The following is a 23,737-nucleotide window of genomic DNA, read 5'->3' on the forward strand; positions in this document are numbered from 1 at the left end:
GATCAGCCCACCATCCTGCTCTGAATCTGCTGTTGCCGCAAGGCGATCCTCGCGCGCCAATCGTCTTCGGAGATCTTGTTGGTGTCGTAGTACGGCAGCGCGTCGCCGACCTTGTCCACGTCGATGACCTCGACCGTCGGGCCGTCGGCCTCGGTCAGCGCACGAGACAATCGCTGCCATCGGAACTGCAGATATCCCTTTCGATGGCCCAGCGTTTCGCACCAGTTCGTGACGCCGGGGTTGGCATCGGAGACGACGATGCGAATCTTGTCGTCCGGATCGGCTTGCGCCTGAGTGCCGTTCAGCGAGGTCTGGTGGTTGATGTAGTCCAGCGAGATGTACCACAGGCTGCCGAGCTGGAATCCGAGATAGGGTGCGTCGCTGACCGGCAATGTGATGATCATCGCCTGGTCCGTTGCCAGGTCGAAGTGACCGACCGACGAGTACTGCGTGGCCAGGCCGCCCGGGGTTAGTCGCGGCGCCACCATCGTGTTGACCGGCAGGGTGTTGTAGAACCACTGCGGGAACTGCAGCCACGTCTTGACCCGCTGGACCAGTTGCTTACCGGCCACCGCATATCGCTTCTCGATGAGCTCCTTGGTCAGCGGCGGTGGCGCGGTGCCCGCGGTGTCGGTGCGCGCGATGCTGATGTAGCCGCGCTGTGCCGACCAGTCGTTGTAGACCTCGCGGACCACCAGTTGCGACGGGCTGTTCGGAGTGAACCGCCATTCGTACGTGCCGTCCTCGGCGACGTCGAGTTCTCGGTCGTCGAACGCGGCCTGACTCGGCGGCACGTTGTCGTCGGTGTACTCCCCGCCGAGCAGCTGGAAGGCCAAGTCGGTCGTCGTGCCTCGTTTGCCGGTGACGACATACTCGTGGCCCGGCTGCACGCGGGTGCCGAAATACAGGGCGTCGGGATTGTCGAGGCCCATCTTCGTGAACGGCCCGGTTCCGGACTGCATGAACGGATGGTCGCGGTCGTAATCGAATGCCAGGTGCGTGCAGGCCGCGACGCATCCCGCGAGGTACTGCAGACCCTCGATCAGGTCCGCCTCGGACTCAATGAAGGGTGCGGTGGCGACGAGGTGCTCGGCTTCGGCGATCGCATCGATCAGCGGCTGGGAATACACCCTGCTGAAACTAGAACGCGTTCTAGCGGGAGTCAACATATCGACCGGCATGGTCCAAATATGGAACCGGCAGTAGCCTACGCACGTGAGTTACCCCGAGACCACCCGGCGCGCATCGCCGCCGACCGAGCGCGTCGTGCGAATCCTGGATTTCCTCGCCGCCCGCCCCGACCAGCGCTTCGGCGTCTCGGAGTTGGCGCGGCGCACCGGCTTGAGCAAGCCGACCTGCCTCGGGTTGGTCGGTACACTCGCCGACGCGGGATATCTGGTCCGCGATCCGACCGACAAGACTTATCGGCTGGGCCCGTCGCTGATCACGCTCGGGCACCGGGCCCAAGAGGCGTTGCGGGTGAGCCCCGCGGCTCGAGAGGAACTGCGCCGGCTGTCGGCCCGCTTCGCCGTCACCGCAGCGCTGTCGGCGGTGGTCGACGACCGCATCACGGTGCTCGACCTCGTGGCCCCGCCAGGCGTGCGGGCCGGCGTCGAGGTCGGGCAGAGCTATCCGTTCGCACCGCCGGTCGGGCTGATGTTCGTGCTGTGGGATGACGAGGCGGAACGCGACTGGCTGGCCAAGGAGCCGTCGCTGCCGCTGCGCACCGACACCGAACGGCTGAACCGGGTGATCGCAGAATGCCGTGCGGACGGTTACCTGGTCGAGCGGCTGACGCCCGGCGGTCGGCGCCTCTATTCGTTGATGGCCGGCATGCCGACGCAATTGCCCGACGAGTTGCGCGCGCTACTCGGGGAATTGGTGTCCGACATCGGTGAGCGGGTCTATCTCCGCGTGGACAACGACCACCGCAAACATCACGACATCAGCGTGATCTCGGCCCCGGTGTACGACCACTACCAGCGACAGATCATGGTGGCCTCGATGCACGTCGGAAGGGCGTTGACGGACAACGAGATCACCGAACGGGCCCGGGCATTGGTGTCGACCGCTGACGCGGTGACCGACCAGCTGGGCGGCGCGAAACCTCACGACAGCGCTTAGCCCAGCAAACAGTAATTTCTGGATCGGCAGGTTTTGCCCCCGCGGTCCAGGGGTAATCGAACTCGCGTCAGGGGGTCTTCAAGCCGCAACGTCAGTATCGGACGGGGCGGTTGTGAACAACAAGTCGATGTGACGTCGCTCTATCGGCGCCATCACGAACAAGGAGTTCAACGTGGAGATCAAGAAACTTGCAGCAAGCACGGCGATGGCCGGGGCGCTGGGATTTGCGGCATTCGGTCTGGGCAGTGGCTTCGCGCAAGCCGACCCGGGTCCGAAGTGGCCGCACATCCCCGGTCCGCCGAATCCGTCGCATTGGGCACCGGGCGATCCTCCGGGACACAACCCGTTCGGCCCGCCCGGGCAGGTCAAGAAGGACCCGACGAGCCAGTTCTACGGGGTTCCCCCGGGTCACTGGGATGACCGTGCCCGGCTTGGCATCCCCGATGTCTGGCTCCCGCCCGTCGAGTTGCGTCCGGACTTCCCGGACCTGACCACCCCGCTGAAGGTGGAATGGAACGCTGAGGCGAACGCATTCGGTGTGTTCTTGGCGGACGGCGAATTCGTCGCCTTCCGGTGACGTCACAGCCTCCACACAGCGGCCGCCCTGCCAAACGGCAGGGCGGCCGTTCCACTTTCGGACCTTTCGAGGCGTGCTAATGCGGTTGATCGCACGCAGGCGGCGCGTGGGATCAACCTGTTAAGCACCCCCGAGGTCCCGCTCTACAGCTCAACTCACGCCGGCCAGCGCAAACGGCAGCACCGCGGGAGCACCCGCCGCTCTGAGCAGCCGCGAAGCCATGGTCATCGTCCACCCGGTGTCGGTCACATCGTCGACCAGCAACACCGGGCCCGCTGCCAGACCGGCCGGCTCGGGCGGCGTCCACGCCCCGCACAGCGCGGCGACCCGATATGCCGAGTTCGCGGCGGTCACCGGCCTGCGACCAGGTGCGTAGCGGAGCACACCCAGATCGGTGAGCCGGCCGAGCCGGGCGAGTGCCCGCGCCAGCGAGGCGATCAACACCGGGTGGGTGTCCGAGTCCAAGGCCATGACCGCCGTCGGGCGCTTTTCCCAGTCCCAGGCGGCCAGCACCTGCACGGCCGCCGTCACCACGTCGTCGGGCACCTCCGCATCCGGTTCGTCGAGCAGATGCCGCAAGCGGGCACCCCAGCCGAGGTCGGTCAGCCGCCCGATCGCGCGGCCGGGCTCAGGACCGTCGGTGATCTTGCCCTTGAGGTCCAACCCGAGCAGGCTCAGCCCCGACGGCCACTGTTTGCGCGGCGTCAATTCGACCCCGGGGCGCATGAGCCTCGTCCGGGTGTCCTCTACGGCGGCAGTATCGACAGCTGCGTCGTAGTGAAAACCGGTGCAGTTGTCGCAGCGGCCGCACCGCTCGCCCTCGTTCAGTTCGGGGTCATCGAGCTGAGCCCGCAGGAACGCCATCCGGCATCGGTCGGTCGCCTGATAGTCGAGCATCGCCTGCTGCTCGCGTCGGCGCGCCGCGTCGAGCTTGCGGTAGCGGGCTTCGTCGTAGACCCACTGCTGACCGGTTCGGACCCAGCCGCCCTTCACCCGTCGGACCGCACCGTCGACGTCGAGCACCTTCAGCACCATCTCCAGCCGTGTCCGGTTGAGGTCGACCAGTGGTTCCAACGCGGCCGTCGACTGCGGCCGTTCCGCATCAAGGGCACGAATCACGTTGCGCACCATCGTCTCCGATGGGAACGCAACCGACGAGAAGTAGCGCCAGACCTCCTGGTCCTCGGCGCCCGGCAACAAGATCACCTCGGCGCTGGCCGTCGATCGGCCGGCGCGGCCCACCTGCTGGTAATAGGCGATCGGCGAGGACGGTGCCCCGAGGTGCACGACGAATCCCAGATCCGGTTTGTCGAACCCCATGCCGAGCGCCGACGTCGCGATCAGCGCCTTGACCCGGTTGGTCATCAGGTCCGCCTCGAGTTGTTCGCGCTCGGCGGCTTCCGTCGAACCGGTGTACGCCGCAACCCGGTGCCCCTGTTCGCGCAGCAGCGCGGCGATGTCGTGTGCCTGCGCGACGGTCAGCGTGTAGACGATGCCCGATCCGGGAAGCGAATCCAGTTGTGCGGCAAGCCAAGCCGCACGTTGTGCCGGGCTGCCGGCCGTGACGACGGACAGCCGCAGCGATTCACGATCCAGTCCGCCGCGCAACACCACAGTGTCGCGGCCACCGACGCCCAACTGCGCGGCGACGTCCTCGACCACCCGGTCGTTGGCGGTAGCGGTGGTGGCGAGCACGGGGATGTCGTCGCCGAGCTCACCGATCAGCGTGCGGATGCGCCGGTAGTCGGGCCGGAAGTCGTGACCCCAGTCAGACACGCAGTGTGCCTCGTCGACCACCACCAGCCCGGCGTCGTGCGCCAGTGCGGGCAGCACTGAATCACGGAAGTCGGGGTTGTTCAGCCGTTCCGGGCTGACCAGCAGCACGTCGAGTTCACCGCTGCGCACCCGCTCGTGGATTTCGGCCCACTCGGCGACATTGCTCGAGTTGATGGTGGCGGCGTGCACGCCTGCCCTTTCGGCGGCGGTCACCTGGTTGCGCATCAGTGCCAGTAGCGGCGACACGATCACGGTCGGACCGTGTCCCTCGGCGCGCAGCAGCTTGGCGGCGATGAAGTAGACCGCCGACTTGCCCCAGCCCGTGCGCTGGACGACGAGTGCGCGCCGACGGTGCACCACCAGCGCCTCGATGGCGGTCCACTGGTCGTCGCGCAACCTCGCCGTCGGCTCGGCCAACTGCTCGAGGATCGACTGAGCCTGTTCGCGAGTCGCCATGGCCCCATCGTGCCGGTCGAATCCGACGACCGCGCAGGGTTACCTCCGAAGCGGCGGGGTATGCGGGCTGAGTGTCCCCGCAAGCTCGAGCTGTACGGAGCTGACCATGGTGCTCTACCGGTTCCGATGCGAGTCCGGCTGCGGAATCACCGAGCAGAGGTTTTCCATGCACAGCTGCCCGGACGTCGTCGACTGCCCGCAGTGCGCCGGGGACGCGCTAAAGATGATGTCGATGCCACATCTGGGCCGCACCGGCATCGCGATGAAACTCCAGGACGCGACCCGCGCCAGCGCTGACCGTCCCGAGGTCGTCACCGCACCACTACCAACGGCTCGTCGCCGGCCAACGAGCACCAACCCGCGACACCGCACGCTTCCTCGACCCTGAAGGTGATCCCATGCCCGAACTGATCTTTCCGCTCGACTCCACGAAGACGTTCCCCGACCAGCAGATAGTCGGACACAACCGCTGGCATCCCGACATTCCCGCGGCTGTCACGGTCAAGCCGGGCGACTCCTTCCGGGTCCACTGTCGAGAATGGTTCGACGGCGACATCCACAACGACGACTCCGCAGAAGACATCCTCAACGCTCCAATGTCCAAGGTGCACGCGCTGTCGGGACCGATCGCAGTGGAGGGCGTCCGTCCCGGCGACCTCCTCATCGTGGACATCCTCGACGTCGGCCCCCTCCCGCAAGAGGACTCCGGACCGCTGGCCGGGCAAGGCTGGGGATACACCGGCATTTTCGCCAAGAGCAACGGCGGTAGCTTCCTGGTCGAGCAGTTCCCCGACGCGTACAAAGCGGTCTGGGACTTCTCCGGAGAAAAGGCGACCTCACGTCACGTGCCCGGGATCGAGTTCACCGGCATCACCCACCCCGGACTGATGGGGACCGCGCCGTCGGCGGAACTGCTCGGCAACTGGAACTCTCGTGAGGCCGCGTTGATCGCGACCGACCCGGATCGCGAACCGCCTCTGGCGCTGCCACCGAACCCCACCGACGCCGTCCTCGGCACTCTCACCGGCGACGCGTTCGACAAGGTCGCGTCCGAGGGGGCTCGCACCGCACCGCCTCGCGAGAACGGCGGCAACTTGGACATCAAGAACCTGACCAGAGGCAGCCGCGTCTTCTACCCCGTGTTCGTCGACGGCGCCAACCTGTCAGTCGGCGATCTGCACTTCTCCCAGGGCGACGGCGAAATCACCTTCTGCGGGGGCATCGAGATGGGTGGCTTCATCGACCTGCACGTCGACGTGATCTCCGGCGGAATGCAGACCTACGGGGTCAACGAGCATCCGATCTTCATCCCGGGCAACACCCAACCGCAGTACTCCGAATGGCTGACGTTCTCGGGCACCTCGGTCACCCTCGACGGCGAGCAGCGGTATCTGGATTCGCAACTCGCCTATCAACGGGCCTGCCTGCACGCCATCAACTACCTGACGAAGTTCGGCTACAGCCCGGAGCAGGCGTATCTGCTGCTCGGCGCCGCGCCCATCGAAGGCCGGTTCTCGGGCGTCGTGGACATCCCGAATTCCTGTGCGACGGTGTATCTCCCGACGGCGATCTTCGACATTCCCATCGCCCCGACCGCGGGCAAGCCGGCACAGATCGACCCCGGCATCGGCGCCCCGCGCGCTGCGGCGTAGGACTCGGTGGGGCCAGTCAGCTCGCCGTCGCCGCGTCTTGCTCGCGCTTGATCTCCAGCGCGATGTCGATCAGCTGATCCTCCTGGCCGCCGATGAGCTTGCGCTGGCCCGCCCGGTGCAGCAGCTGGTGGGCGGGCACGCCGTAGCGCTCGGATTGGCGGATCGCGTGCTTGAGGAAGCTGGAGTACACCCCTGAGTAGCCCATGATCAGCGCGTTGCGGTCCAGCAGGCACTCGGCCGGCATCGCGGGTGCGACGACCTCCTCGGCCGCGTCGGCGATGTCGAAGAAGTCGATGCCGGTCTTGACGCCGATCTTGTCGAACACCCCGATCAGCGCCTCGACCGGCGCGTTGCCCGCGCCCGCGCCGAACCGGCGGCAGGAGCCGTCGATCTGCTTAGCGCCCGCGCGCACCGCCTCGATCGAGTTGGCCACGCCGAGACCGAGGTTCTCGTGACCGTGGAAGCCCACCTGCGCGTCGTCGCCCAACTCCGCCACCAGCGCCGCAACCCGGTCACGAACGCCCTCGAGCACCAACGCGCCTGCGGAGTCGACGACATACACGCATTGGCAGCCGGCGTCGGCCATGATGCGCGCCTGTTGGGCGAGCTTCTCCGGCGGGATGGTGTGGCTCATCATCAGGAAGCCGACCGTTTCCAGACCGAGTTCGCGGGCCAGCCCGAAGTGCTGGATCGACACGTCGGCCTCGGTGCAGTGGGTGGCGATGCGGCAGATCGACCCGCCGTTGTTCTGCGCCTCTTTGATGTCCTCTTTGGTGCCGACGCCGGGCAGCATCAGGAAGGCGATCTTGGATTCCTTGGCCGTCTCGGCGGCCAGCTTGATCAGCTCCTGCTCGGGGGTCTTGGAGAAGCCGTAGTTGAAACTCGACCCGCCGAGACCGTCGCCATGGGTCACCTCGATGACCGGCACCCCGGCGGCATCCAGCGCCGCGACGATCGCGTGCACTTCCTCTTTGGTGAACTGGTGCCGTTTGTGGTGGCTGCCGTCGCGCAGCGAGGTGTCCGTCATCCGGACGTCCCAGATCGGGTTGAAGTAGATCTCGTCGGTGACGCTCATGCTTGGCCTCCTGTTGAAGCGGAGAGGGACGCCCCGGTCATTTCCTTGGCGATCTCCTCGCCGACTTTGGCCGCCGCCGCGGTCATGATGTCCAGGTTTCCAGCGTAAGGCGGCAGGTAGTCGCCCGCACCCTCCACTTCGATGAAAGTGGTGACGACGTGGTTGCCCCCGTTCACCACCGACGGTTCGTCGAACTGCGGATCGTTGAGCAGCCGGTAGCCGGGCACATAGGTCTGCACCTCGGCGACGACGTCGCGGATGGATTGAACGACCGCGGCTTGATCCGCATCGGGGGGGATCGCGCAGAAGATGGTGTCGCGCATGATCATCGGCGGCTCGGCGGGGTTGAGGATGATGATCGCCTTGCCGCGCTGAGCGCCGCCGATCACCTCGACGCCCTTGCTGGTGGTCTTCGTGAACTCGTCGATGTTGGCGCGCGTGCCCGGACCCGCCGACGCCGACGACACCGACGCCACGATCTCGGCGTAGGGCACCTCTACGGCCCGGCTCACGGCGTAGACGATCGGGATGGTCGCCTGACCGCCGCAGGTGACCATGTTGACGTTGGGCGCGTCGAGATGCTCGCGCAGGTTGGCGGGCGGGATGACGCCCGGCCCGATGGCCGCCGGCGTCAGGTCGATCGCGCGAATACCTGCCTCGGCATACTTCGGCGCGGCATCGCGGTGCACGTAGGCGCTGGTGGCCTCGAAGACCATGTCGGGCTTCTCGCTCTGGGCCAGCAGCCAGTCCACGCCCTCGTGCGAGGTCTCCAGCCCGAGCTTGCGGGCGCGCGCCAGCCCCTCGCTCTCCGGATCGATGCCGATCATCCAGCGCGGTTCCAGCCATTCGGAGCGCAGCAGCTTGTACAACAGGTCGGTGCTGATGTTGCCCGACCCCACGATCGCGACGGAAAGCTTCTCCGGCATGTGTCTCCCCTAGTTATTCGAAGCTCAGATGCACCGAGCCGAGCCCGGTGAAGTCTGCTACATAGTCGGCGCCCGGTGTGGCGTCGAAGGCCTTGGTGCAGGAACCCGGCAGCACGATGTCGCCGGCTTTGAGGCGGACACCGAAGCTGTCGACCTTGCGCGCCAGCCACGCCACCGCGGTCACCGGGTTACCCAGCACCGCGTCGCTGCGGCCCTTCGCCACCACCTCGCCGTTGCGCGTGAGCACGGCGTCGATCGCGGTGATGTCGATGTCCTTCGGCGACACGCGGTTCTCGCCGAGCACCCAGCCCGCCGAGGAGGCGTTGTCGGCGATCGTGTCGCAGAGTTTGATCTTCCAGTCCCTGATGCGCGTGTCGATCAGCTCGATCGCGGGTGCGAACGCCGCCGTCGCCGCCAGGACGTCGTCCTCGGTGCACCCCGCGCCGGGCAAGTCGTCGGCCAGGATGAATCCAACCTCCACCTCCACTCGGGGATAGAGGTAGTCGGCGGATTTGACGGGGGTGTCCTCATGGACGGCCATGTCGTCGAGCAGATGGCCGTAGTCGGGTTCGTCGACGTTCATCATCTGCTGCATCGCCTTCGACGACAGCCCGACCTTGTGGCCGATGACCTTGGCGCCTTCGGCGACCCGTTGCCGGATGTTGATCAACTGGATCTCGTAGGCGTCCACGACGTCGATGTCCGGATGGCCGTCCGTCAGCGGCGCGATGGGAACCTTGCTGCGCTCGGCCTGGGCGAGATCGGCGGCGAGGTTTTGCCGCACCTGATCGCTGAGCATCCTTATGAAGTCCCCTTGTTCTGTTGACCGGCGCGGTTGTGGGTCGGCCGGGCAATTCTATAACGTGTTCTACATGACTGGTCAGGAGTACGACGTCGTCGTGGTGGGCAGCGGCGCAGCCGGTATGGTCGCCGCGCTCACCGCAGCCCACCAGGGACTTTCCACAGTAGTCGTCGAGAAGGCTCCGCACTACGGTGGTTCCACTGCGCGGTCCGGTGGTGGCGTCTGGATTCCGAACAACGAGGTGCTCGAGCGCGACGGCGTCAAGGACACCCCCGAGGCCGCCCGCACGTACTTGCACAGCATCATCGGCGACGTCGTGCCCGCCGAGAAGATCGACACCTATCTCGACCGCGGTCCGGAGATGTTGTCCTTCGTGCTCGAGCGCTCACCGCTGCGTCTGTGCTGGGTGCCGGGCTACTCCGACTATTACCCCGAGACGCCGGGCGGCAAGCCGACGGGCCGTTCAGTCGAACCGAAACCCTTCGATGCGAAGAAGCTGGGCCCAGACCTTCCGGGGCTGGAGCCGCCCTACGGCAAGGTCCCGCTGAACGTGGTTGTCATGCAGCAGGATTACGTCCGGCTCAACCAGCTCAAGCGCCACCCCCGCGGTGTACTGCGCAGCCTGAAGGTCGGTGCGCGCACGATGTGGGCCAAGGCCACCGGCAAGAACCTGGTCGGCATGGGCCGGGCGTTGATCGCGCCGTTGCGCATCGGCCTGCGCGACGCGGGTGTGCCGGTGCGGCTGAACACCGCGCTGACCGACCTCTATGTCGAGGACGGTGTCGTACGCGGCATCTACGTACGCGACAGCACCGCACCGGAATCCGGTGAGCCCGAACTGATCCGAGCCCGCCGCGGCGTCATCCTCGGCTCGGGCGGCTTCGAGCACAACGAGCAGATGCGGGTGAAGTATCAGCGAGCCCCGATCACCACGGAGTGGACGGTCGGCGCGAAAGCCAACACCGGCGACGGCATCATCGCCGCCGAGAAGCTGGGCGCCGCGCTCGATGTCATGGAGGACGCCTGGTGGGGGCCGACGGTGCCGCTGGTCGGCGCGCCGTGGTTCGCGCTGTCGGAACGCAACTCGCCGGGTTCGATCATCGTCAACATGGCGGGCAAACGGTTCATGAACGAATCGATGCCCTATGTCGAGGCGTGCCATCACATGTATGGGGGAAAGTACGGCCAGGGTCCGGGGCCCGGCGAGAACATCCCCGCCTGGCTGGTGTTCGACCAGCAATACCGCGACCGTTACATCTTCGCCGGATTGCAACCGGGGCAGCGGATTCCGAAGAAGTGGCTGGAATCGGGCGTGATCGTCACGGCGGGCACGCTCGAGGAACTGGCGGAGAAGACCGGGCTGCCGGTGGATACGTTCAAGGCCACGGTCGAGCGCTTCAACGGCTTCGCGCGCTCCGGCGTCGACGAGGACTTCAGGCGCGGCGAAAGCGCCTACGACCGCTACTACGGCGATCCGACCAACAAGCCCAATCCCAACCTCGGCGAGATCAGCCACCCGCCGTACTACGCGGCCAAGATGGTGCCCGGTGACCTCGGCACCAAGGGCGGCGTGGTCACCGACGTGCACGGGCGTGCGCTACGCGACGACGGGTCGGTGATCGAGGGGCTCTATGCTGCGGGCAACGTCAGTGCGCCGGTCATGGGCCACACCTATCCCGGTCCGGGCGGGACCATCGGCCCGGCGATGACGTTCGGTTACCTTGCAGCACTACACATCGCCGGAAAGAGTTGACGCATGCCCATCAATCTCGACGAGGCGCTCGGCGCCGAGCTTCCCGCCGCCGAATTCTCCTGGACCAGCAGCGACATCCAGCTCTACCACCTCGGTCTTGGCGCCGGTACCGACCCGATGGACAAGCGCGAGCTGCGCTACCTGACCGACGAAACCCCCCAGGTGCTACCGACATTCGGCAACGTCGCGCAGAGCTTCCACATGACAGCGCCGCCGACGGTGAAATTTCCAGGTATCGACATCGAGCTTTCGAAGGTGTTGCACGCCAGTGAGGCGGTGTCGGTTCCGGGCCCGATACCGCCGTCGGGTACCGGAATCGCGGTCACGCGCTTCACCGACATCTGGGACAAGGGCAAGGCCGCGGTCATCTGGTCGGAGACCACGGTGACGGCACCCGACGGCACGCTCCTGTGGACCCAGAAGCGCTCGATCTTCGCGCGTGGCGAAGGCGGCTTCGGCGGCGAACGTGGTCCGTCTGGGTCATCGGAGCCCCCGCAGCGCGCGCCCGATTACGAGATCGCGATCCCCACGTCGCCCCAGCAGGCATTGCTCTACCGGATGTGCGGCGATCGCAACCCGCTGCACTCCGATCCCGATTTCGCGGCGGCGGCGGGATTTCCGCGCCCCATCCTGCACGGATTGTGCACCTACGGCATGACGTGCAAGGCGATGGTCGACACGCTGCTCGACGGCGATACCGCGCAAATCGCAAGCTACGGCGCGCGGTTCGCCGGTGTGGTGTTCCCCGGCGAGACGCTCCAGGCCAGTGTGTGGAAGGAGGGTGACGGCTTCGTCGCCACGGTGACCGCACCCGAGCGTGATGATGCGGTGGCGCTCGCCGGCGTGCATCTGACCCCGGTGTAGCGAATTCTGCGCGACGGGCCCGATTCGCCTGAGTCGAATCGGTCGCCTGTCGGTTGCACCTGGCGCGGACCCACCGTGAGCGGCTCTTCGAACCTGCGGCCCGAATTACCCCGCTCGTAGACGCACTCTTATCAGCCCAGGATCAACCCCGACGTGGGCACACCCGTGCCCGCGGTGACTAGCACATGCTCGACATTCGGCACTGGGTTCACCGACGTTCCCCGCAACTGCCGAACCCCCTCGGCGATCCCGTTCATGCCGTGGATGTACGCCTCACCCAACTGCCCGCCGTGCGTGTTGATCGGAAGCCGCCCGCCGACCTCGATCGCTCCGTCGGCGATGAAGTCCTTGGCGTCACCCTTGTCGCAGAATCCCAGCTCTTCCAACTGGATCAAGGTGAACGGGGTGAAGTGGTCGTAGAGAATCGCGGTCTGGATGTCTTCCGGCTTCAGACCGGATTGCTGCCACAGCTGCCTGCCGACGAGCCCCATCTCGGGCAGTCCGAGCTCAGGCCGGTAGTAGCTCGTCATCGAGTACTGGTCCGGGCTGGCGCCCTGCGAGGCCGCCTCGATGACCGCTGGGCGGTATTTGAGGTCTTTGGCCCGCTCGGCGGAAGTAACGACCAACGCGACGCCGCCATCGGTTTCCTGGCAGCAGTCGAGAAGCCGCAGGGGTTCGGCGATCCACCGCGAATTCTGGTGATCCTCGATGGTGATCGGCTTCTCGTAGAAGTACGCCTTGGGATTCTTCGCGGCGTGTCTGCGGTCGGCGACCGAGATCATCCCGAAATCCCGGCTGGTCGCGCCGGACTGGTGCATGTACCGCCGGGCGATCATCGCGACCTGTGCGGCGGGGGTCGACAAGCCGTGCGGGTAGGAGAAGGAATTGTCGACGCCGGTCGAGTCGGCGTTCTCGACCAAGCGCATCTGCACCTGACCGAACCGCACACCCGATCTCTCGTTGAACGCGCGGTACGCCACAACACAATCCGCGACACCGGTCGCCACGGCGATCGCCGCCTGCTGGATGGTCGCGCAGGCCGCGCCGCCACCGTGATGGATCTTCGAGAAGAACTTCAACTCGCCGATTCCCGTCGCGCGCGCGATCGCGACCTCGGTGTTGGAGTCCATCGTGAAGGTGACCATGCCGTCGACATCGGCGGGCGTCAAACCCGCGTCGTCGAGGGCGTCGAGCACCGCTTCCGATGCGAGCCGCAGTTCGCTGCGGCCGGAGTTCTTCGAGAAGTCAGTGGCGCCGATACCGACGATCGCCGCCTTCCCAGACAGTGCGCCCGGCATCAGGCGTTTCCTCCGATTGTCAAAGTCGCAGTGGCGATCACGTGGTCGCCGAGACTGTTGCTGCCGACGATCTTCAGCGTGATCAGCCCGTCGTCGATCGCGGTCACCTCGCCGGCAAACGTCACCGTGTCGTAGGCGTACCACGGCACGCCCAGTCGAAGTGAGATCGACTTGATGATCGCGGTCGGGCCCGCCCAGTCGGTGATGTAGCGCTGCACCAGACCGGTGTCGGTGAGGATGTTGACGAAGATGTCCTTGCTGCCCTTGGCCTGTGCCTTGTCCCTGTCGTGATGGACGTCCTGATAGTCGCGAGTGGCGATGGCCGTCGACACGATGAAGGTCGGGTCGCCGTACAGCGCGAGTTCGGGGAGCTTCGTCCCTACTTCGACTGCGGGGGCGCTCACGCCGCGGTCTCCTCGTCGGGCTCCCACGCGTAGAGCGTCCACGCCGGACCGGAGTCACCCTCCGGGAAGTCGATATATGTTGCGCGAACAGGCATTCCGATCTCCACCGTGGCCGGGTCGACGTTGCGGAGCTGTCCGAGCATCCGTACACCTTCCTCGAGCTCGACAAGGGCGATGACAAACGGCAACGTCCGACCGGGCACCTTCGGCGCATGGTGCACCACGAAGCTGAACACGGTGCCCTTGCCGCTGGCGACGACGTAGTCCGTCGGCTGGTCCTTGTCTTGCCAGATCGCGGGTACCGGGGGATGCACCAGCGTGCCGTCGCCACGCTTCTGAATGCGCAGCGCGTGTGCGTTGACGCCGTCCCAGAAGAACTTGGTGTCGCGGGACGAAGCCGGTCGCATCATCATGTCCGCGTCCAGATCATCGGGCACCGCCGCGCCGACGTCCTTCTCCGCGGGCTTGAACTTCATGATGCGCCAGATCATTTCGGCGACATTTTCGTCGCCATCGGTGCCGTTGGGCACCGTCCAGGTGATGAGCTGGTTGATGAAGTATCCCTCTCCCAGCGCTGTCTGCTTGGGACCCACCACATCTGTGATCTCGGCGTGGATGCTGACCTCTTCGCCCGGACGCAGATACCGGTGATAGGTCTGCTCACAGTTGGTGGCGACCACGCCGACGTAGCCGGCATCGTCGAAGAGTTGCATCATCTTGGTCAGCGGATCATCGTCCGAGCGGCCCTGGCCGAGCCCGCCCATCGTCCACACCTGGATCATCGCCGGAGGGGCCACGATGCCGGGGTGGCCGGCGGCCTTGGCCGCTTCCTCGTCCACATAGATCGGGTTCCGGTCACCGATGGCGTCGACCCAATGGTGGATCATGGGCTGATTGACCGGATCTCGGCCGGTGCGCGGCTCGCTCTTGCCGTCCGCCTTGATCTTCTCGATGTCCGTCCGCAGGTCGCCGCTCATCGGTGCCCTTTGCTCTTCGCGCAAGCGCTCATCGCGGCACCCTCGGGACCTTCAGCCCCGCAGCCGCGATCATCTCCCGCATCACCTCGTTGACACCTCCACCGAACGTGATCACCAGGTTCCGTTTGGTTTGCGAGTCAAGCCATTCCAGCAGTTCCGCGGTCTCCGGCTCGGCCGGGTTCCCGTACTTGCCGACGATCTCCTCGGCCAGGCGCCCGGCGTACTGGATCCGCTCGGTGCCGAACACCTTGGTGGCTGCGGCGTCGGCGACGTCGATGGTCTCGCCTGCCGCGGCGACCTGCCAGTTGAGCAGCTCGTTGATCCGCCACATCGCCTTGAGCTCACCGAGCGAGCGCTTGACGTCGTGGTGGTTGAGCGGAATATCGCCGTTGCCACCGGGTTTCGACGCCCACGCGTGCACGTGGTCGTACAGGCTGGCGAATCGGCCCGCGGGTCCCAACATCACGCGCTCGTTGTTGAGCTGCGTGGTGATCAGCTTCCAGCCGCCGTTCTCCTCGCCGACCAGCATGTCGGCGGGCACCCGGACGTCGTTGTAGTACGTCGCGTTGGTGTGGTGCGCGCCGTCGGACAGGATCATCGGCGTCCACGAATAGCCGGGGTCCTTGGTGTCGACGATGAGGATCGATATCCCCTTGTGCTTCACCGCCTCCGGGTCGGTGCGGCACGCCAGCCAGATGTAGTCCGCGTCATGCCCACCGGTCGTGAACACCTTCTGCCCGTTGACGATGTACTCGTCGCCCTGACGCACCGCGGTGGTCCGCAGCGACGCCAGGTCGGTGCCGGCTTCAGGCTCGGTGTAGCCGATTGCGAAGTGCACCTCGCCGGCGAGGATCGCGGGCAGGAACTTCTTCTTCTGCTCCTCGGTGCCGTACTGCTGCAGCGTCGGCCCGACGGTCTGCAGTGTGACGGCGGGAAGCGGCACGTCGGCCCGGTGCGCCTCGTTCACGAAGATCGACTGCTCGATCGCGCCGAAGCCGAGGCCGCCGAACTCCTTCGGCCAGCCGACACCCAGCTTTCCGTCCGTGCCCATCCGCTTGATGACCGCGCGGTACGCCTTGCCGTGGCGGTCGGTCTCCATCTCCTTGGCTTCTTCGGGCGAGATGAGATTGGAGAAGTACTCGCGCAGTTCAGCCTGCAGCTGCTTCTGTTCGGGCGTCAGTTCGATGAACATTGCTAGCTCCCGTCGTCCCCTGGCCACTGGCCGTGGCTCCATCCCTCGCCCAGTGCCGCTCCCACCACGTCGAGCCGGTGCGACGGACCACCGACCAGGCGGGCAAGGTCCTTGATCGAGGAGTAGTAGCGGTCCATCGGATAGGTGATGTCCATACCCATGCCGCCATGCAGGTGATGGCAGAGCTGCATCACCGGCGGCGCCTGCGAAGCGAGCCAGTATCCGAGGATGTCGATGTCTTGATCGGCATCGCGGCCCTCCGACAGCCGCCAGGTCACCGAGTTCGACGCCAATGTCAGTGTGCGCGAGGCGATGTAAACCTCGGCCAGCTGGGCGGCGACCGTCTGGAACGTCGACAGCGGCTTGCCGAACTGCTCCCGGTTGGCCACGTAGTCGGCGGTGAGCCGCAGTGCGCCGGCGACCAGACCCGATGCGAACGCGCCGATCGCGGCGAGCGCCAGCTGATTGACGCGGCGCGGCGGCACGCCGAGCACTCCGTCGACGGCGGTGTCGGTGAACGTCACCGAATACTCGTCCGCGCTGCTGGATGCCGGAGTCTTGGTCAGCATGACGCCGTCGTTTTCGGGCGAGACCACCACCACCGCGCTGTCGGCCGTGACCACGAGCCAATCCGCTTGCTCCGCATAGGGAACCGCGACTTTGGTACCGCTGAGCCGACCGTCGGTGAACGTCACCGCGGGCAGATCCGGCAGCGGCGCCCCGGGCTCGTTGAGCGCCGCCGAGAGCACCGCACCTTTCGCGACGCCGGCCAGGTAGCGGTCCTGCTGCTCGTCGGTCGCCGACTCGAGAAGCGGCAGCAGCCCCAGACCCAGGGTGGCCAACGCGGGGCTGATCGTGCCGTGCCTGCCGATCTCGGTGAGTGCGGTGGCCACCTCGGGCAGGCCGACACCGTCGCCGCCGAGACGCTCGGGAACCGCCAGCGCCGTCACGCCCCCGGACACCAGCGCGTCCCAGCTGTTGTCCCGGGTCAACACCGAGGTCACCACGTCGGCGACAGCCTGCTGCCCCTCGTCTGGACTGAAGTCCACCCGAATCCTCCTTGATACCGGGAAATTTCGCAGTCGCTACAACTTACGTCGTCAGCTGTTGGCGACCGGGCACTTTCCGGTGTAATCCACCTGCCAGTGCTTGATGCCGTTGAGCCAACCCGACTTGAGCCGCTCGGGCTCGCCGACCGGCTTGAGGTCGGGCATGTGGTCGGCGACCGCGTTGAAGATCAGGTTGATGGTCATCTTCGCCAGGTTCGCGCCGATGCAGTAGTGGGCGCCCGTGCCGCCGAACCCCACATGCGGGTTGGGGCTGCGCATGATGTCGAACTTGTGCGGGTTCTCGAACACCTCTTCGTCGAAGTTGGCTGAGCGGTAGGACATCACGACCCGCTGGCCCTTCTTGATCTGCACACCGCCCAACTCGACGTCCTCCAGGGCGGTGCGCTGGAACGCCGAAACCGGGGTGGCCCAACGGACGATCTCGTCGGCGGCGGTCTCGGGGCGCTCCTTCTTGTACAGCTCCCACTGATCCGGATTCTGGGAGAACGCGATCATGCCGTGGGTGATCGAGTTGCGAGTGGTCTCGTTGCCGGCGACGGCCAGCATCACCACGAAGAAGCCGAACTCGTCGTCGGAGAGCTTCTCGCCGTCGATGTCGGCCTCGATCAGCGTGGTGACGATGTCGTCGGTCGGATTCTTGGCCCGATCCTCGGCCATCTGCATGGCGTACTGGATCAGCTCGACGGACGACAGTGCCGGGTCGATGTGCGCGTACTCGGGATCTTCACCGGCGGTCATCTCGTTCGACCACCGGAACAGCTTGTCGCGGTCCTCCTGCGGCACGCCCAGCAGGCCGGCGATCGCCTGCAGCGGAAGCTCGCACGACACCTGCTCGACGAAGTCGCCACTGCCCGCGGCGGCCGCCTGTCTGGCGATGTTCTGCGCGCGCTGGTCGAGTTCGTCCTGCAGCCGCCCAACGGCCCGCGGAGTGAAACCGCGAGAGATGATCTTGCGCAGGCGGGTGTGTTGCGGAGCGTCCATGTTCAACAGGACGTTGCGCTGCAGATCGATGGCTTCGCGCGTCATGTCCTGCGGCCAGACCGGGATCGCCCCGTCGGGCGAGCTACCGAAGATGTCGTTGCGCTTGGACACCTCCTTGACGTCGGCGTGCTTGGTCACCAACCAGTAACCCTTGTCGCCGAAGCCGCCCGTGCCGCCCGGAACGTCGACCCAGTGGATCGGCTCGGACCTGCGCAACTCGGCCAGCTCTTCTACGGGCAGGCGCTCGAGGTTCAGGCTCGCGTCGAGGAAGTCGAAGTCGGCTGGGATATTGGGGCACGGCATGGGGGAAGCTCCTCCGCAACAGTTATTGCAACGTGTTCTAGTGCCAGTAAAACATGCCTTCTGCGCAGATAAAAGGCAGGTCATCAACGTCGCTTGTCAGAGTAATGAAACGTGTTCTAGCCTGACGGAATGGGTAACCCTGTCATCGTTGAAGCGACCCGCAGCCCCATCGGAAAGCGCAACGGCTGGTTGTCGGGCCTACATGCCACTGAGTTACTCGGCGCCACCCAGAAGGCTCTCGTCGAGAAGGCCGGGATCGACGCCGGCGACATCGAGCAGGTCGTCGGCGGCTGCGTCACACAGTACGGCGAACAGTCCAACAACATCACCCGGGTGAGCTGGTTGGTGGCCGGGCTGCCCGAGCACGTCGGGGCGATGACCGTCGACTGCCAGTGCGGCAGCGGCCAGCAGGCCAACGGGCTCGTCGCGGGTTTGATCGCGGCGGGCGCCATCGACATCGGCATCGCCTGCGGCATCGAGGCGATGAGCCGCGTCGGCCTCGGCGCCAACGCCGGACCCGACCGCAGCATCCTGCGGCCGGCGTCGTGGGACATCGACCTGCCCGACCAGTTCACCGCCGCCGAGCGGATCGCCAAACGTCGCGGGATCACCCGTGAGGAGATCGACCAGTTCGGCTTCGAATCACAGCGCAAGGCCAAGCAGGCGTGGGCCGAAGGCCGGTTCGACCGCGAGATCAGCGGCATCGAGGCTCCGGTTCTCGACGAACAGAAGCAGCCCACCAGTGAGCGCCACGTCGTGACGCGCGACCAAGGTCTGCGTGACACCACCCTCGAGGGCTTGGCAGCGCTGAAGCCGGTGCTCGAGGACGGCATCCACACCGCGGGTACCTCGTCGCAGATCTCCGACGGTGCGGCGGCGGTGCTGTGGATGGACGAGGATAAGGCGCGCGCGCTCGGATTGAAGCCCCGCGCCCGCATCGTCAGCCAAGCGCTGGTCGGCGCCGAGCCCTACTACCACCTCGACGGGCCGGTTCAGTCGACGGCGAAGGTGCTCGAAAAGGCCGGCATGAAGATGGGCGACATCGACATCGTCGAGATCAACGAGGCCTTCGCCTCGGTCGTGCTCTCGTGGGCGCGGGTGCACGAACCCGACATGGACCGCGTCAACGTCAACGGCGGCGCGATCGCCCTCGGTCACCCCGTCGGCAGCACCGGTAGCCGGTTGATCACCACCGCTCTGCACGAGTTGGAGCGCACCGACAAGAGCACCGCGTTGATCACGATGTGCGCCGGCGGTGCGCTGTCCACCGGGACGATCATCGAACGGATCTAGTCGCGCAGCAGTGCCGGGCGCACGCGCGCGCGGATGTGGTGGATCCTCCCGTCGTCAGCCGGGATGAGGAAGGTCTCCTCGGTGTGGGTGACCACGCGGCGCCCGGCGATTCTGGGCTTGGTGACGACGGTGAACGTTGCGTGCACTTCGTCGCCGTCGACCCTGAATTCCCGATCGACGATCGCCGAGATGATTCGGAACTGTGGTCCGCGGTTCAGGCTGCGCCGCAGATGCGCACCCGAAAAGCCGGTCTTGAGGCCGTTCTCGATCCTGATGCAGTCCGGCGCGAACGGGACGTCGTCGGCCCGATGGCTGACCAGCGCATCGATATAGGATTCGGCGGCCGCGATGCGATCGGTGTCAGGAAGTGTGCCCATCGACCGAGCATAAGATGATCGCCATGCCAAAGTCGCGGCCACGGTTCATGGATACGAAAGCCTCGGACGTCTTCGTCAAGTGGATGTCGAGGCTCAACACGTTCTTGTACCGCCGCAACAACGGTGAAGGACTCGGCGGCGAGTTCCAGGGCATCCCGGTGGCGCTGCTGACGACCACCGGCCGCAAGACCGGGCAGCCGCGGGTGAGCCCGCTGTACTTCCACCGCGATGGCGACAAGGTGATCGTCGCCGCGTCGAAGGGCGGCAGCGACAAGCATCCGATGTGGTACCTGAACCTCAAGGCCGATCCGCGGGTAAAGGTGCAGATCAAACGCGAGGTACTCGACCTGGTCGCGCGCGACGCCACCGAGGAGGAACGTGCGAAGTACTGGCCGCGGCTCGTCGAGATGTACCCGACCTACGAGGACTACCAGTCCTGGACCGAGCGCGTGATCCCGTTGGTGGTCTGCGAACCCTGACCGGAAGGCAGCCGTTTACTTGGTGGACGGCGTGTCGTTCGACTTCGCGCCGTCCGACGCGCTCGGCTTCGCGCCGGTCAAGCGGCTCGTCACTCTGTTGACCGTGTCGTTGACCCTGTCGGCGAAGTCGTTCAGGCCGTTTCGACCGATTGCCGACGAACCGTTCGACGGCGCGCGATCCTCCCCTGGCAGCTTCGGAGCGAACTTGTTCGGACTGCTGCGCTGAACCGTGCTTCCTGACACCGGCGGGCTCGTTGGCGTCGACCGAGACTGCGACGCGACGACCGGCGAATTGTCGGCTTCATCGAGGTTATCGGTCGTCAAGTTGCTGACCGTCCCGCCGCTCTCGACCGCAGTGGGCGAGCCCGCGTCCCGCTCGTCCAGAGTGGATACCTGCCCTCCACTCAAAGCGGTCAACGACGACCCCGGCTGCATAGGCCGCGTCACCGTCGGATCTTTCGGTATCGCGGGATGGCCGGGCAAGCCTTTGCCGTCGTTGTAGCCGGCGTTGACCAGTTGGGTCACCGTCGGATCGATTGCGTCGGCCACGATGTTCCCACCAGGGAGCAACCGCAGCGGACGGGTCAGCGGCAGGTTCTCCGACTGGACCGTGACGTACGTGGTTCGACTACCCGGCAGCTTCTGCTTGTTGAGAATGTTTCCCTGCGAGTCAATGACATAGGCGTAGTGCTCGGTATTGGGATCCGTGCTCAGCGCTTCCTTCATCACCTCGTCCGGAATCACGGTGTTCGATTGCGCGCCATAGCCGTACAGATAAGCGGCCAGGCTGTTCCCGACAGCGAACGGGTTGAGGGGATCGACCGGAGCGTCTGAGTTGATGTTGTACTCGTATGCGACATCGAGCGCCGGAACCCCTAGATCTTTGGACGTCGGTTCCGCCGAGGTTGCCAACAGGGGAGCGAACGGAGCGTAGGTCGTCCAGAAGCCGCCGCCGGCCCGGTTGGTGTTGTTGTCGAGGATGACGAAGGCGACGTTGTCCTTCTCCGAATCCGACATCTGCTTGAGCGCGGTTCCGGTTTGACCCGCACCCCATCCGGAGGACACGACGCCGGTCTTCTCAGGATCGGTTCTGTGCTCGATGATCGCGTTCTTGATGCCCTGCGGGCCTAAGAAGAACGGCACGACATGCTGCTCGCCGTACACCGTTGTCCAATCTGTGCCGTAGTACGTCGTGCCGGCAAAGATCTGCGACGTCGAGTTGGCCGGCGTGACCAGCGCGACCAGGTCCACTGCGGGCGCGACGGCCGTCGTGGTACCGGTCATCAATGCCGTCGACACGCTGGTCACGCCTACCGCGGCGGCCGCCAGACCTCCGGGGCCCAGCACCCGCGCGACGACCGCCGACGCGCGTGAAGATCTGCGATGTTTCGCGGCCACGCGAACCTCCCCCACTCGTGCCCACATGGGTGGGCGCATGCCGTGACCCCCGGACCGGGCAAATCTAACACCGCTTCAAGATCGTAACCACCCTGGTGCCCGAGAACGCTGGTCGACTGGGAGTTTGGGGTCTCATGCACCGCCGGCGGATCGAGAACCGCTCGTCGTCTCAGCAACGTGCCGCTGCTACTGGCCGATTCCGGCGGTGCAATCGGCGGGGCTCAGGCGCCGTAGACCGGCACGGGGGGACGCGCTTTGGCGAGCAGATCGGTGACCACCGGGCCGAGCTCGGCGGGGTCCCACCGCGCGCCCTTGTCGACCTGAGGCCCGTGTGCCCAGCCCTCGGCGACCCGGACGATGCCACCTTCGACCTCGAACATGCGGCCGGTGACGTCCTTCGACTCGACGCTTCCCAGCCAGACGACCAGCGGGGAGATGTTCTCCGGCGCCATCGCGTCGAAGTCCTGATCCTGGGTGGCCATCATGTCGGCGAACACGGTCTCGGTCATGCGGGTCCGCGCCGATGGCGCGATGGCGTTGACCGTGACGCCGTAACGCCCCATCTCGGCGGCAGCCACCAGGGTCAGGGCGGCGATGCCCGCCTTGGCGGCGCTGTAATTCGCTTGTCCCACACTGCCTTGCAGGCCGGCGCCCGAGCTTGTATTGATGATCCGCGCGTTGAGGGTGTCGGGGCCGGTGTTTCCGCTCTTGACTTGCGCGCGCCAATACGCCGCGGCGTGCCGCATGGTGGCGAAGTGCCCCTTGAGGTGTACGGCGATGACGGCGTCGAACTCCTCCTCGCTGGTGTTGGCGAACATCCGGTCGCGAACGATGCCGGCGTTGTTGACCAGGACGTCGAGTCGGCCGAACGTGTCGACCGCGGCCTGGATCAACCCCTCGGCCTGGGCCCAGTCGGCGACATCGGCGCCATTGGCGACGGCTTCCCCTCCGGCGGCGGTGATTTCGTCGACGACACTTTGCGCGGCGCTGCCGCCGCCCGCGGGTGACCCGTCGAGGCCCACACCGATGTCGTTGACCACCACGCGGGCGCCCTCGGCGGCGAACGCGAGCGCGTGCGCGCGGCCGATGCCGCCACCTGATCCCGTCACGATGACCACACGGCCGTCGAGCAAACCCATATCCGTTGTCTCCCTTGATTACTTTATGTCGGCAGTGGTGGTTGCCAGGTAATGTGGCGGCTCGCCGCCGCCGTGAACTTCGAGCGATGCGCCGCTGATGTAGGACGCCGCGTCGGAGGCGAGGAACGCTGCGGCCCAACCCACGTCCGCCGGTTTCGCAAGCCGGCCGAGGGGAACGTTGCGCGAGATCGCCGCGATGGAATCGGCGTCGCCGTAGAACAGTTCGGACTGTTCGGTCTCGACCATCCCGACCACCACCGAGTTGACGCGAACCTTCGGCGCCCACTCGACGGCCAAGGTGGAGGTCAGGCTCTCCATGCCGGCTTTGGCCGCCCCGTAGGGCGCGGTGCCCGGGGTCGGCCGGCGACCGCTGACGCTCGCGATGTTGATGATCGCCCCGCCCCGCTCCTGCTTCTGCATCAGGGCGTTGGCGTGGGTCGAAACCGAGAGTGGCCCAAGAAGATTGAGCTCCACGATCTTGCGGCTGAACTTCGCCGACGACTCGGCGGCGAGCACATACGGCGATCCGCCCGCGTTGTTGACGACCACATCGAGACGACCGTGACGTTCACCGACGGTCTCGATCAACGAGGCGACCGCATCGTCGTCACGCACATCGCATGCGTGGAACTCGTACGGCAGGCCCTCGACCGGCCTGCGGGCACACGTGACGACCGTGGCGCCCTGATCGGCGAACACGGCGCTGATGCCCGCGCCGACGCCGCGCACGCCACCCGTCACCAGGACCACCCTGTCCTTGAGGCCGAAGTTCATATCTTGCAGGTCGGTCACTGTGCTAGCGTACCAAGCAAGTGCTTGCT

At 66.0% G+C, this 23,737-nt stretch carries 22 protein-coding genes; 7 read left to right on the forward strand and 15 right to left on the reverse strand.

Features of this window, described 5'->3' with window-relative positions:
* Positions 1-2: 2 nt before the first annotated feature.
* Entirely contained in the window at positions 3-1,130 is a 1,128-nt protein-coding gene (locus AU193_RS05650) for a hypothetical protein (protein ID WP_064421383.1), read from the reverse strand.
* Between the two features lie 85 nt (positions 1,131-1,215).
* Between AU193_RS05650 and AU193_RS05655 the strand changes: the two genes are divergently transcribed.
* Together AU193_RS05655 and AU193_RS05660 are read left to right on the forward strand one after the other, a co-directional pair.
* Entirely contained in the window at positions 1,216-2,124 is a 909-nt protein-coding gene (locus tag AU193_RS05655) for an IclR family transcriptional regulator (protein WP_064421384.1), read from the forward strand.
* A gap of 172 nt (positions 2,125-2,296) precedes the next feature.
* Positions 2,297-2,701 carry a hypothetical protein gene (locus AU193_RS05660; RefSeq protein WP_064421385.1) on the forward strand — a complete coding sequence of 135 codons (405 nt, stop codon included), beginning with the start codon at positions 2,297-2,299 and terminating at the stop codon, positions 2,699-2,701.
* A 150-nt stretch (positions 2,702-2,851) separates the two neighbouring features.
* Here the strand turns inward: AU193_RS05660 and AU193_RS05665 are convergent, their stop codons facing one another.
* Positions 2,852-4,933 carry a RecQ family ATP-dependent DNA helicase gene (locus tag AU193_RS05665; RefSeq protein ID WP_064421386.1) on the reverse strand — a complete coding sequence of 694 codons (2,082 nt, stop codon included), beginning with the start codon at positions 4,931-4,933 and terminating at the stop codon, positions 2,852-2,854.
* Between the two features lie 398 nt (positions 4,934-5,331).
* On the opposite strand from AU193_RS05665, the gene fmdA reads away from it, so the two are divergent.
* The gene (gene fmdA, locus AU193_RS05670) at positions 5,332-6,585 is read left to right on the forward strand and encodes a formamidase (protein ID WP_064421387.1); all 1,254 of its coding nucleotides are present in this window, start codon (positions 5,332-5,334) and stop codon (positions 6,583-6,585) included.
* A gap of 16 nt (positions 6,586-6,601) precedes the next feature.
* Here fmdA and dmpG read toward each other — a convergent pair whose 3' ends face one another.
* Genes dmpG through AU193_RS05685 form a run of 3 tightly spaced genes read right to left on the reverse strand, consistent with a single transcriptional unit; the run spans position 6,602 to position 9,385 of the window.
* Positions 6,602-7,660 carry a 4-hydroxy-2-oxovalerate aldolase gene (dmpG, locus tag AU193_RS05675; protein ID WP_064421388.1) on the reverse strand — a complete coding sequence of 353 codons (1,059 nt, stop codon included), beginning with the start codon at positions 7,658-7,660 and terminating at the stop codon, positions 6,602-6,604.
* On the reverse strand, positions 7,657-8,586 hold the full coding sequence (locus tag AU193_RS05680) for an acetaldehyde dehydrogenase (acetylating) (RefSeq protein WP_064421389.1): 930 nt from the start codon (positions 8,584-8,586) through the stop codon (positions 7,657-7,659). The genes dmpG and AU193_RS05680 overlap by 4 nt, the downstream gene beginning before the upstream one ends.
* Positions 8,587-8,599: 13 nt before the next feature.
* A complete protein-coding gene (locus AU193_RS05685; RefSeq protein ID WP_064421390.1) occupies positions 8,600-9,385 on the reverse strand; it encodes a 2-keto-4-pentenoate hydratase in 786 nt (261 codons plus the stop codon).
* 73 nt (positions 9,386-9,458) lie between these two features.
* On the opposite strand from AU193_RS05685, the gene kstD reads away from it, so the two are divergent.
* Together kstD and AU193_RS05695 are read left to right on the forward strand one after the other, a co-directional pair.
* Entirely contained in the window at positions 9,459-11,141 is a 1,683-nt protein-coding gene (gene kstD, locus AU193_RS05690; RefSeq protein WP_064421480.1) for a 3-oxosteroid 1-dehydrogenase, read from the forward strand.
* Positions 11,142-11,144: 3 nt separating this feature from the next.
* Complete coding sequence (locus tag AU193_RS05695) at positions 11,145-12,005, forward strand: MaoC family dehydratase (protein WP_064421391.1); 861 nt, start codon at positions 11,145-11,147, stop codon at positions 12,003-12,005.
* 131 nt (positions 12,006-12,136) lie between these two features.
* Here the strand turns inward: AU193_RS05695 and AU193_RS05700 are convergent, their stop codons facing one another.
* The 6 genes from AU193_RS05700 to AU193_RS05725 are packed head-to-tail and all read right to left on the reverse strand — an operon-like array spanning position 12,137 to position 18,230.
* Positions 12,137-13,303, reverse strand: coding sequence for a lipid-transfer protein (locus tag AU193_RS05700; protein WP_064421392.1), 1,167 nt, complete (start codon positions 13,301-13,303; stop codon positions 12,137-12,139).
* A complete protein-coding gene (locus AU193_RS05705; protein WP_064421393.1) occupies positions 13,303-13,707 on the reverse strand; it encodes a MaoC family dehydratase in 405 nt (134 codons plus the stop codon). Before AU193_RS05705 ends, AU193_RS05700 begins: the two co-directional genes overlap by 1 nt.
* Positions 13,704-14,684 (reverse strand): bifunctional MaoC family dehydratase N-terminal/OB-fold nucleic acid binding domain-containing protein, encoded by a 981-nt coding sequence (locus AU193_RS05710; protein WP_064421394.1) that lies wholly within the window; start codon positions 14,682-14,684, stop codon positions 13,704-13,706. Before AU193_RS05710 ends, AU193_RS05705 begins: the two co-directional genes overlap by 4 nt.
* Before the next feature lie 28 nt (positions 14,685-14,712).
* A complete protein-coding gene (gene fadE29 / locus AU193_RS05715; protein ID WP_064421395.1) occupies positions 14,713-15,876 on the reverse strand; it encodes an acyl-CoA dehydrogenase FadE29 in 1,164 nt (387 codons plus the stop codon).
* Positions 15,877-15,878: 2 nt separating this feature from the next.
* Positions 15,879-16,925, reverse strand: coding sequence for an acyl-CoA dehydrogenase family protein (locus AU193_RS05720; protein ID WP_064421396.1), 1,047 nt, complete (start codon positions 16,923-16,925; stop codon positions 15,879-15,881).
* Positions 16,926-16,976: 51 nt separating this feature from the next.
* Entirely contained in the window at positions 16,977-18,230 is a 1,254-nt protein-coding gene (locus AU193_RS05725; protein ID WP_064421397.1) for a cytochrome P450, read from the reverse strand.
* Positions 18,231-18,359: 129 nt separating this feature from the next.
* Here AU193_RS05725 and AU193_RS05730 point away from each other — a divergent pair, with 129 nt between their 5' ends.
* Complete coding sequence (locus tag AU193_RS05730) at positions 18,360-19,523, forward strand: steroid 3-ketoacyl-CoA thiolase (RefSeq protein ID WP_064421398.1); 1,164 nt, start codon at positions 18,360-18,362, stop codon at positions 19,521-19,523.
* On the opposite strand, the gene AU193_RS05735 is transcribed toward AU193_RS05730, so the two are convergent.
* Positions 19,520-19,900: a hypothetical protein gene (locus AU193_RS05735; RefSeq protein ID WP_064421399.1), complete on the reverse strand. Its 381-nt coding sequence runs from the start codon at positions 19,898-19,900 to the stop codon at positions 19,520-19,522. The genes AU193_RS05730 and AU193_RS05735 overlap by 4 nt on opposite strands.
* A 23-nt stretch (positions 19,901-19,923) precedes the next feature.
* On the opposite strand from AU193_RS05735, the gene AU193_RS05740 reads away from it, so the two are divergent.
* Positions 19,924-20,379: a nitroreductase family deazaflavin-dependent oxidoreductase gene (locus tag AU193_RS05740; protein WP_064421481.1), complete on the forward strand. Its 456-nt coding sequence runs from the start codon at positions 19,924-19,926 to the stop codon at positions 20,377-20,379.
* 15 nt (positions 20,380-20,394) lie between these two features.
* Here AU193_RS05740 and AU193_RS05745 read toward each other — a convergent pair whose 3' ends face one another.
* From AU193_RS05745 to AU193_RS05755, 3 genes are all read right to left on the reverse strand, one after another.
* Positions 20,395-21,777 (reverse strand): PE-PPE domain-containing protein, encoded by a 1,383-nt coding sequence (locus AU193_RS05745; protein ID WP_253867638.1) that lies wholly within the window; start codon positions 21,775-21,777, stop codon positions 20,395-20,397.
* 221 nt (positions 21,778-21,998) lie between these two features.
* Positions 21,999-22,916, reverse strand: a complete 918-nt coding sequence (locus tag AU193_RS05750) for an SDR family oxidoreductase (RefSeq protein WP_064421401.1) — start codon at positions 22,914-22,916, stop codon at positions 21,999-22,001.
* Positions 22,917-22,934: 18 nt separating this feature from the next.
* The gene (locus tag AU193_RS05755) at positions 22,935-23,690 is read right to left on the reverse strand and encodes an SDR family oxidoreductase (RefSeq protein ID WP_172798227.1); all 756 of its coding nucleotides are present in this window, start codon (positions 23,688-23,690) and stop codon (positions 22,935-22,937) included.
* Positions 23,691-23,737: the final 47 nt, after the last annotated feature.

Origin of the sequence: Mycobacterium sp. GA-1285 (assembly GCF_001499905.1) — a bacterium.
Classification (GTDB): domain Bacteria; phylum Actinomycetota; class Actinomycetes; order Mycobacteriales; family Mycobacteriaceae; genus Mycobacterium.

Bases quoted from the DNA above. Each gene is read 5' to 3' on its own strand.
- AU193_RS05665 (WP_064421386.1), bottom strand. From the start codon at position 4,933: ATGGCGACTCGCGAACAGGCTCAGTCGATCCTCGAGCAGTTGGCCGAG.
- fmdA (WP_064421387.1), top strand. From the start codon at position 5,332: ATGCCCGAACTGATCTTTCCGCTCGACTCCACGAAGACGTTCCCCGAC.
- dmpG (WP_064421388.1), bottom strand. From the start codon at position 7,660: ATGAGCGTCACCGACGAGATCTACTTCAACCCGATCTGGGACGTCCGG.
- AU193_RS05680 (WP_064421389.1), bottom strand. From the start codon at position 8,586: ATGCCGGAGAAGCTTTCCGTCGCGATCGTGGGGTCGGGCAACATCAGC.
- AU193_RS05685 (WP_064421390.1), bottom strand. From the start codon at position 9,385: ATGCTCAGCGATCAGGTGCGGCAAAACCTCGCCGCCGATCTCGCCCAG.
- kstD (WP_064421480.1), top strand. From the start codon at position 9,459: ATGACTGGTCAGGAGTACGACGTCGTCGTGGTGGGCAGCGGCGCAGCC.
- AU193_RS05695 (WP_064421391.1), top strand. From the start codon at position 11,145: ATGCCCATCAATCTCGACGAGGCGCTCGGCGCCGAGCTTCCCGCCGCC.
- AU193_RS05700 (WP_064421392.1), bottom strand. From the start codon at position 13,303: ATGCCGGGCGCACTGTCTGGGAAGGCGGCGATCGTCGGTATCGGCGCC.
- AU193_RS05710 (WP_064421394.1), bottom strand. From the start codon at position 14,684: ATGAGCGGCGACCTGCGGACGGACATCGAGAAGATCAAGGCGGACGGC.
- fadE29 (WP_064421395.1), bottom strand. From the start codon at position 15,876: ATGTTCATCGAACTGACGCCCGAACAGAAGCAGCTGCAGGCTGAACTG.
- AU193_RS05725 (WP_064421397.1), bottom strand. From the start codon at position 18,230: ATGCCGTGCCCCAATATCCCAGCCGACTTCGACTTCCTCGACGCGAGC.
- AU193_RS05730 (WP_064421398.1), top strand. From the start codon at position 18,360: ATGGGTAACCCTGTCATCGTTGAAGCGACCCGCAGCCCCATCGGAAAG.
- AU193_RS05735 (WP_064421399.1), bottom strand. From the start codon at position 19,900: ATGGGCACACTTCCTGACACCGATCGCATCGCGGCCGCCGAATCCTAT.
- AU193_RS05740 (WP_064421481.1), top strand. From the start codon at position 19,924: ATGCCAAAGTCGCGGCCACGGTTCATGGATACGAAAGCCTCGGACGTC.
- AU193_RS05750 (WP_064421401.1), bottom strand. From the start codon at position 22,916: ATGGGTTTGCTCGACGGCCGTGTGGTCATCGTGACGGGATCAGGTGGC.
- AU193_RS05755 (WP_172798227.1), bottom strand. From the start codon at position 23,690: ATGAACTTCGGCCTCAAGGACAGGGTGGTCCTGGTGACGGGTGGCGTG.